This window comes from Candidatus Methylomirabilota bacterium, assembly GCA_036001065.1.
Classification (GTDB): domain Bacteria; phylum Methylomirabilota; class Methylomirabilia; order Rokubacteriales; family CSP1-6; genus MNEF01.
In genome coordinates, this window is record DASYUQ010000217.1 from 1 (window position 1) to 8,963 (window position 8,963).

Annotated in this window: 8 protein-coding genes; 7 read left to right on the forward strand and 1 reads right to left on the reverse strand. The window is 68.8% G+C overall.

What is annotated here, in order from left to right; all coding sequences use genetic code 11:
* From VGV13_20905 to VGV13_20915, 3 genes are all read left to right on the forward strand, one after another.
* A partial coding sequence (locus VGV13_20905) for an ABC transporter ATP-binding protein (GenBank protein ID HEV8643543.1) occupies positions 1-944 on the forward strand: 944 nt, incomplete at its 5' end.
* Between the two features lie 8 nt (positions 945-952).
* Positions 953-1,939, forward strand: coding sequence for a dipeptide ABC transporter ATP-binding protein (locus VGV13_20910; GenBank protein HEV8643544.1), 987 nt, complete (start codon positions 953-955; stop codon positions 1,937-1,939).
* A gap of 215 nt (positions 1,940-2,154) precedes the next feature.
* Positions 2,155-2,952, forward strand: a complete 798-nt coding sequence (locus tag VGV13_20915) for an alpha/beta fold hydrolase (protein ID HEV8643545.1) — start codon at positions 2,155-2,157, stop codon at positions 2,950-2,952.
* A gap of 181 nt (positions 2,953-3,133) precedes the next feature.
* Here the strand turns inward: VGV13_20915 and VGV13_20920 are convergent, their stop codons facing one another.
* Complete coding sequence (locus VGV13_20920) at positions 3,134-4,015, reverse strand: peptidoglycan DD-metalloendopeptidase family protein (GenBank protein ID HEV8643546.1); 882 nt, start codon at positions 4,013-4,015, stop codon at positions 3,134-3,136.
* Positions 4,016-4,393: 378 nt separating this feature from the next.
* Here VGV13_20920 and VGV13_20925 point away from each other — a divergent pair, with 378 nt between their 5' ends.
* From VGV13_20925 to VGV13_20940, 4 genes are all read left to right on the forward strand, one after another.
* Complete coding sequence (locus tag VGV13_20925) at positions 4,394-5,563, forward strand: aminotransferase class I/II-fold pyridoxal phosphate-dependent enzyme (protein ID HEV8643547.1); 1,170 nt, start codon at positions 4,394-4,396, stop codon at positions 5,561-5,563.
* A gap of 1 nt (position 5,564) precedes the next feature.
* Positions 5,565-6,872: a homoserine dehydrogenase gene (locus tag VGV13_20930; GenBank protein ID HEV8643548.1), complete on the forward strand. Its 1,308-nt coding sequence runs from the start codon at positions 5,565-5,567 to the stop codon at positions 6,870-6,872.
* An 88-nt stretch (positions 6,873-6,960) separates the two neighbouring features.
* The gene (gene thrC / locus VGV13_20935; GenBank protein ID HEV8643549.1) at positions 6,961-8,019 is read left to right on the forward strand and encodes a threonine synthase; all 1,059 of its coding nucleotides are present in this window, start codon (positions 6,961-6,963) and stop codon (positions 8,017-8,019) included.
* Positions 8,020-8,036: 17 nt separating this feature from the next.
* A partial coding sequence (locus VGV13_20940) for a lysylphosphatidylglycerol synthase transmembrane domain-containing protein (protein ID HEV8643550.1) occupies positions 8,037-8,963 on the forward strand: 927 nt, incomplete at its 3' end.

Consider the following 8,963-nt stretch of genomic DNA (forward strand, 5'->3'; position numbering starts at 1 on the left):
GGACGCACTTCTTCACCGACGAGGGCGTGGTCCGCGCCGTCGACGACATCGACTTCCACATCGACCGGGGCGAGACGCTGGGCATGGTCGGCGAGTCGGGCTGCGGCAAGAGCGTGACGGCGCTGTCCATCATGCGCCTGATCGCCCAGCCGCCGGGCCGCATCGTGAGCGGCCAGATCCTCTACAACGGGCGCGATCTCCTCGGCCTCCCGCCCCGGGAGATGCGGAAGATCCGGGGCAAGGAGATCTCGATGATCTTCCAGGAGCCGATGACCTCGCTCAACCCGGTCTTCACCGTGGGCGAGCAGATCGCCGAGGCCCTCCGGCTCCACGAGGGGCTGAACCGCCGCGAGGCGATGAACCGCGCGGTCGAGATGCTGCGCCTCGTGCACATGCCGAACCCCGACCGCCGGGCGCGCGAGTACCCGCACCAGCTCTCGGGCGGCATGCGCCAGCGCGTGATGATCGCCATGGCGCTGTCGTGCAACCCCAAACTGCTGATCGCGGACGAGCCCACGACGGCGCTCGACGTCACCATCCAGGCCCAGATCCTGGAGCTCCTCAACGAACTGAAGGTGAAGTTCAACATGGCGGTGATGCTGATCACCCACGACATGGGCGTCATCGCGGAGACGGCGCAGCGCGTGGTCGTCATGTACGCCGCCCAGGTGGTCGAGGAGGCGCCGGTGGTGGAGCTGTTCAAGGAGCCGCTCCACCCCTACACCCAGGGCCTGCTCCGCTCGATTCCGCGCATCGACCTGGCGGCGACGGAGAGGCGCAAGCTCGACACGATCCCGGGCACGGTGCCCACGCTGCGCGGGGAGGTCAAGCCTGGCTGCCGCTTCGCGCCGCGCTGCGCCTTCGCCAAGCCGATGCACTTCGAGAACACGCCGCCGCTCAAGGAAGTCCGGCCCGGCCACAAGGTGGCCTGCTTCCTCTACTGAGGCCCGCGATGCCACAAGCGCTGCTCCGAGTGAAGAACCTCAAGAAGTACTTCCCGATCCGCGGCGGGCTCTTCTCGCGCGAGGTGGCGCGAGTGCACGCGGTGGACGACGTGTCGTTCGAGATCATGGCCGGGGAGACGCTCGGCCTGGTCGGCGAGTCCGGGTGCGGCAAGTCCACCACCGGCCGGACGATCCTGCGCCTCATCGAGGCCACCTCGGGCGAGGTGTGGTTTCAGGACAAGAACGTGACCACGCTGGACAAGCGGTCGCTGCGGGCGCTCCGGAAGGAGATGCAGATCATCTTCCAGGACCCGTACGCCTCGCTGAACCCGCGCATGACGGTGGGCTCGATCATCGGCGAGGCCCTCATCATCCATAAGCTGGCCCCGAACCGGAAGCAGCGCGAGGAGCGGGTCGTGCACCTGCTGGAAACGGTCGGGCTGTCCGCCGAGCACCTCCGGCGATACCCTCACGAGTTCTCGGGGGGACAGCGGCAGCGGATCGGGATCGCGCGGGCGCTGGCGGTGAGCCCGAAGCTCATCGTGGCCGACGAACCGGTGTCGGCGCTGGACGTGTCCATCCAGGCCCAGATCATCAATTTGTTGGAGGAGCTCCAGGCGAAGTTCGGCCTCACCTACCTGTTCATCGCCCACGACCTCTCGGTCGTCGAGCACATCTCGACGCGGGTGGCCGTCATGTATCTCGGCAAGATCGTCGAGATCGCGCCGGCCAAGGAGCTCTACACCAACCCCAAGCACCCGTACACGGAGGCGCTGCTCTCGGCCGTGCCCATCCCCGACCCCACGGTCAAGCGCAAGCGCATCATCCTGGAGGGCGACGTGCCCAGCCCCGTCAACCCACCCTCGGGATGCCGCTTCCACACCCGCTGCCCGATCCGGGTGCCGTCCTGCTCGGTGAACGACCAGGTTCTCAAGCAGATCTCACCGGGGCACTGGGTCGCCTGCCAGGTGCGCACGGGCGTCGCGACGGCGTAGCGGCTCCCGCGTGACTATGGCCAGGGGCCGGTGGCCTCCTCGTCGACCACGAGCCTGGCGGTGACACTCGCCTTTCGTCCTTCCCATCCTGACCGCGTCGCGTGGTCCTACTCGCAGGGAACGGGTCTCCAAGGAGACCACCGGCCCCTGACCGCCGCCACCCAGCTCTCCATCGCTCGCCGCCGCGATGCGGCGCGAACCTCGTAGGCGGACGAATGCCCAAGATCAGGGTCAACGGTATCGAGATGCATTACGAGGAGGCGGGCGAGGGCGAGGTGCTCGTGCTGATCATGGGCTTCGGCGGAGATCATCGGGCCTGGGGCTTCCAGACGCGGGCGTTCGCCGAGGCGTACCGGGTCATCGCATTCGACAATCGCGGCGCGGGCCAGACCGATGCGCCCGATCATCCCTACACGACGCGCATGATGGCCGACGACACCGTCGGCCTCATGGAGGCGCTCGGCGTCGAACGGGCGCACGTAGTCGGCGTCTCGATGGGCGGGATGATCGCCCAGGAGCTGGCGCTCAACCATCCGCGCCGCGTGCGTTCGCTCCACCTGGGCTGCACGCTGGCGCGCCCGGATGCATATCTGAAGGCGCTCACCGCGGCATGGCGCGAGGTCCGCACCCACCTGGGCCGCGAGGCGGCGCTCCGGACGATCGGGCTCTGGCTCTTCGCCCCGGCCACCTACAACGAGCGGCCGGAGCTCGTCGAGATGATCCTCCAGAACGCGCTCGCCAACCCCCATCCGCAGTCGCTGACGGGCTTCCTCCGCCAGGGCGAAGCCGTCGCCGCCCACGACACGCTCGATCGGCTTCCCGCCATTCGCTGCCCGACGCTGGTGAGCGTGGGCGAAGAGGACATCCTGGTGCCGCCGCGCTTTTCCCGGGAGCTGGCGGCGCGGATTCCCGGCGCCACGCGCCGCACGCTGCCCGGCGCGGCCCATGGCTACTTCTGGGAGCGCCCCGAGGCTTTCAACGCCCTGTGCCTGGAGTTCTTGGCCCGCCACTGAGTCGGAGGGGGCGGACGTTACGGCCCCCTCCGAGGCCTCCCCCAGGAAAGGCTGCGCGGGCAAAGCCCGCGCCCGAACGGTGGTTTACTCCGGCGCGCTCCCAGGGCGCCGGGGCTGGCGACTCATCCCGAGTGCAGGCCGGCCAGGAGGAGAAGGCGCGAAGGGGGGACGGTGGAGCGGATCAGTTCCAGAGGTACGCGCGGGGGTTGACGGACTGGCCCTTCACTAGAATTTCGTAATGAAGGTGCGGACCGGAGGAGCGGCCCGTGTTCCCGCTGAGCCCGAGCTCGGTGCCCCGCTCGACCCGCTCACCCTGCTGCACCTTGATCTTCGACAGATGACCGTAGATCGTGCGGATGTTTTCCCCGTGGTCGAGGATCACCGTCAGACCGTAGTCGGTCTGGGCCCCCGCGAAGAAGACCGTGGCCGACGCGGGCGCGCGCACGACGGTGCCGCGGTCGGCCGCGATGTCGATGCCGGAGTGGAACTCTGATTCTTTCGTCCAGGGCGAGAGCCGCTTTCCGAACTCGGAATTGACGGCCCCGCGCACGGGCCACCGCGAGGGCAGCGCCACCAGCGCCTTGCGGGCCCGGGCGATCAGCTTGTCCAGCGCCCGGAGGCTTTGTCCCTCGTCCATGACCTGCTCGGTGAGGCGGTCCAGCTCACTGGCCGAAGAGGTCTGCTCGGCGCGGTCGGGCGCTGTCGCGCGGCCGCCGCCGATGCCGTTGTCACGGCTCGTGGGCGCCAGCTCCGGCCCGAACGGCTCCCAGATGCGCGCGTGCATCTCGCGCCAGCTCGTCACTTCCTGGCGCAGCTGGGCCATGCGGCGATTGACGGAGTCGATGGTCGCCTGCTGCTCGTCGATCTGCTGGAACAGCTCGGCCGCGTCGCGCATGCGCTGCCGCACGTGCCACCAATCGCCCACGAGCACGCCCAGCGTGCAGACGAAAAGGCCGAGTACCGCAAGCGTGACCGTGGGCACCCGGCGCGGAAAATTGACCCGGAGGACCCGTACGCCGTCCCCCCGCACGACCAGCAGGCTGAACTGAGTGCGGTGATTCACCCGTTTGGTTGTCTGGTTGGATGTGGCCGCGCGGGACGGCGGCTGGGCGGTTTGTAGCACCGGTTCGCTGATAGTGTCAACGGGGGATGGCGCCATTTCGGCAGACGGTTCCGGCTGGGCGTCCATGGGGAGGGATGGTTCGCAAGCGACGTGCCGAGTCAGTGTGTAAATACAATCAAGCGTTTACGAGCACTGTGGCTGCCATTCCGGCACTTGGGCCGGGAATCACGTCACCCGTTTGACGCAAAACGGCACGGTCTGACAGCGAGCCTCGCGGTCCGTGCGCCGCGTGACGTGACGTAAATCCGCGTGAGATCGTCGCTTTGTTGACACCCCGGAATACGGCGCAGTATGATTCCGAGAAGTCACGAGGAGCCCATGGACGAGTTCTATCGGATCAAGCGCCTACCCCCCTACGTCTTCGCGATCGTCAACGACCTCAAGACCAAGGCGCGCGCCCGCAGCGAGGACATCATCGACCTCGGGATGGGCAATCCCGACCTGGGCACGCCCAAGCACATCGTCGCCAAGCTGATCGAAGCCGCCCAGAATCCGAAGAACCACCGCTACTCGGCCTCGCGGGGCATCACGAGGCTTCGCGTGGCCATCACCCGCTGGTACCGCGAGCGGTACGGCGTGGAGCTGGATCCGGAGTCCGAGGCGATCGTGACGATCGGCGCCAAGGAGGGTCTGGCCCACCTGACGCTCGCGGTTCTGCAGCCGGGTGACGGCGCGCTGGTTCCGAACCCCACCTACCCGATCCATTCGTATTCGGTCGTCATCGCCGACGGCGACCTTCGCTCCGTGCCGCTCACGCCCGACGGTGACTTCTTCGCACGTCTCGAAGAGACGGCGAAGCTGGCGTGGCCGAAAGCAAAGCTCTTGATTCTTTCGTTCCCCCACAACCCGACGACTCTATGCGTGGATCGCGCGTTCTTCGAGAAGGTCGTCGCGTTCGCCCGCGAGCACCGGCTGCTGGTCGTGCACGACTTCGCCTACGCGGACTTCGCCTTCGACGGCTACCGGCCGCCCTCGTTTCTCGAGGCGCCGGGAGCCAAGGACGTGGGGGTGGAGATCTTTTCCACGTCGAAGTCGTACAACATGCCCGGCTGGCGGCTGGGTTTCGTGTGCGGCAACGCCCGCATGATCCACGCCCTCGCGCGCATCAAGTCATACCTCGACTACGGCGCCTTCCAGCCCATCCAGATCGCCGGCATCATCGCGCTGGAGGGCGACCAGTCGGTGGTGGCCGACATCGTCGAGGTCCACCGCCGGCGCCGCGATGTCCTGGTGGACGGCCTCAACAAGCTCGGCTGGTCGGTAGCCAAGCCCAAGGGCACGATGTTCGTATGGGCGCCGATCCCCGAGCCGTTCCGGACGATGGGCTCGCTCGAATTCGCGAAGCTGCTCATCCAGGAGGCCAAGGTCGCGATATCGCCCGGCATCGGTTTCGGCGAGTACGGCGAGGGCTACGTGCGCTTCGCGCTCGTGGAGAACGAGCAGCGCATCCGACAGGCGCTCCGCGGCCTCAAACACCTCGGCCGCTGACGTGAGCGAAGTCCGCATCGGTCTGCTGGGCCTCGGCACTGTCGGCGCGGGCGTCGTCAAGCTGCTCGAATCCCAGCGCGCCCTCCTGGAGGAGCGCGCGGGCTGCCGGCTCACGCTGGCCGCCGTCGCCGACCTGGACCTCACCCGGCCGCGCGAAGGCCTCGATCTGGCCCGGCTCCCCCTCACCGCCGACGCCAACCGCGTGCTGGGCGATCCCGGCGTGCCCGTCGTCATCGAGCTGATCGGCGGCCTGGAGCCGGCGCGCTCGTTCATCCTCCGGGCCCTCGGCGCCGGCCAGCACGTGGTGACGGCGAACAAGGCCCTGCTGGCGCACCACGGCGCCGAGCTGTACGACGAGGCCCGGCGCCACCAGGTGACGCTGGGATTCGAGGCGGCCGTCGCCGGCGGCATCCCGCTCATCCGCGCGGTGAAGGAAGGGCTGGTCGCCAACCGCATCCTGTCGGTCTTCGGCATCGTCAACGGCACGTCGAACTACATCCTGTCGAAGATGACCGACGAAGGGCCCGACTTCTCGGTCGTCCTGAAGGAAGCGCAGGCCCACGGCTACGCGGAGGCCGACCCCACACTCGATATCGAGGGCATGGACTCGGCGCACAAGCTCCAGATCCTGGTCAGTCTCGCCTTCCGCACGTTCGTGGAGCTCAAGGACATCCACACCGAGGGCATCACGCGCGTCACCCAGCAGGACATCGCCTACGCCCGCGAGCTCGGCTACCGCGTGAAGCTGCTGGCGATCGCCAAGGTGGCCGACGGCGGCGTCGAGGTCCGGGTGCATCCCACGATGATCCCGGCGGCGGCGCCGCTGGCCGCGGTGTCGGGCGTCTTCAACGCCATCTTCCTCACCGGCGACGCCGTCGGCGACCTCATGTTCTACGGACGCGGCGCCGGCCAGCTGCCCACCGCCTCCGCCGTATGGTCGGACGTCGTCGAGATCGCGCGGCGCATCGCCCACGGCATTCCCTCGCTGGCGCTGGAGCTGCCCTCGGTGGGGCCGGCGGCGCTCCCCCTCCGCCCGATGGACTCGATCCGCTCCTGCTACTACCTGCGCGTGATGGCGCAGGACCGCCCGGGCGTGCTCTCGCGCGTGGCCGGCATCCTGGGTGAGCACAACATCTCCATCGCATCGGTCATCCAGAAGGGGCGCGCCACGGGCGAGGCCGTGCCGGTGGTGATGATGAGCCACGAGGCGCAGGAGCGGGACATGCGGATGGCCCTGGCCGCCATCGACCGCCTGCGCGTCGTGGCCGCCCCCACCACGATGATCCGCGTGGAGGGAGGCCCCGCATGAAGATCGGAGGGGGCCTCGGCGGCCCCCTCCGAGACCTCCCCCAGGAGGGTTGCGCCGGCTCCGCCGGCGCTCGAAAGGCTGCGCGCCGATGACGGCGTGGCGGGGAGTGATCGAACGGTATCGCGAGTTCCTGCCCGTCACCGACAAGACGCCGGTGGTGACGCTGCTGGAAGGCAACACGCCGCTGGTGCCCGCGCCCCGCCTGGCCGAGGCGACGGATCCCCGGCTGCAGATCTATCTCAAGTGCGAGGGGTTCAACCCCACCGGCTCCTTCAAGGACCGCGGCATGACGATGGCGATGTCCAAGGCGCTGGAGGCGGGCTCGCGCGCCGTCATCTGCGCGTCCACGGGCAACACCTCGGCGTCGGCCGCCGCCTTCGCCGCGCGGGCGGGAATCAAGGCCTTCGTCATGGTGCCCAAGGGCGCCATCGCGCTCGGCAAGCTCTCGCAGGCGGCGATTCACGGCGCCAAGGTCCTGATGGTGGACGGCAACTTCGACCAGGCCCTGTCGATCGTCCGCCAGATCTCGGAGCAGCACCCCGTCACCCTCGTCAACTCGGTGAACCCGTTCCGGCTCGAGGGCCAGAAGACCGCCGCCTTCGAGGTGGTCGATCAGCTCGGCCGCGCCCCGGACTACCACCTCATCCCCGTGGGCAACGCCGGCAACATCACCGCCTACTGGCGGGGCTACCGCGAGTACCACCGCGCCGGCCGCGCCCGAGAGCTGCCGCGCATGGTCGGCTTTCAGGCGGCGGGCGCGGCGCCGATCTACGAGAATCGCGTCATCGAGGAGCCGCGGACGGTCGCCACGGCCATCAAGATCGGCAACCCGGCGAACTGGGGGCCGGCGCTGGAGGCGCTCAAGGACTCACGAGGTTGGATCGACATCGTGACCGACGAGGAGATTCTCCAGGCCTATCGCCTGCTCGCCCGCGAGGAAGGGATCTTCATGGAGCCGGCCTCGGCGGCGACCGTCGCCGGCCTCATCAAGAACGTGAAGGGCGGGCGCTTCGAGTCCGGCTCCACGCTCGTCCTGACCTTGACCGGCCACGGGTTGAAAGATCCGGACACGGCGCTGGAGTCGGCATCCCGCCCCACCACGGTTCCTCCGAAGATCGACGCCGTCCTGGCGCAACTCGGCCTCTGAACCGTCTCAGGCTCCTGGTGGGCGCGGCCATCAGCCTCGCCCTGCTCGCCCTGCTCCTGGCCAGCGTCGATCTCCGCGAGCTGTGGCAGCAGCTCCGCCAAACGCGCTGGGGGTGGACCCTGCTCGCCGCCACCCTGGGGCCGATCGGGCTCTGGGTCCGCGCGCAGCGCTGGCGGTACCTCTTCCCGCCACGCTCGGACCCACCGGGCCTCGTGCCCGCGCTGATGATCGGCTACATGGCGAACAATCTGCTCCCGCTGCGGGCGGGCGAGGTCGTCCGCCTGTACGTGGTGGCGCGGCGCTGGCCCCGTGGGTTGTGGACGACGCTGGCCACAATGATCGTAGAGCGGGTTCTCGACAGCCTCGTGATCGTCCTCGTCCTGGCCGTGCTGGTGCTGCTGATCCCGGTGCCGCCCGTGTTCCAGTGGACCGCGGTGGCGCTGCTCGCCATCGATTTCGCGGCGATGGCGGCGCTCGGCTTCCTGGCCGCCGCCCCGGGCACGTGCCGTCGCTTGCTGGAGCGCCTCACGCGCCGGTGGCCCCGCGTCGAGCGTCGCGTCGCCGGGATCTTTGAAACCTTTGCCCGGGGGCTCGAGGGGATCAGGGCGCGGCGTCACCTGCTTCCACTGCTCATCTGGACCGTGATCGTGTGGGTGGTCCCGGCGCTGGCGGCCTGGACGATGCTGCAGGCGGTGAACCTGGACCTGCCCTGGATCGCGGCCTGGACGGTGCTGGTATTTGTGGGCCTCGGCATCAGCATCCCGTCCGCCCCCGGCTACGTGGGGGTCTTCCACTACGCCGTGGTCCTGGCCCTCGGCATCTTCGACGTGCCTCGCCCGGCCAGCCTCGGCTACGCCATCGTCTTCCACGCGAGCCAGTTCGTGCCGGTCACCCTCGTCGGCTGGATCTTCATGCTGAGCGAGCACTTGAGCCTCGGCGAGGCC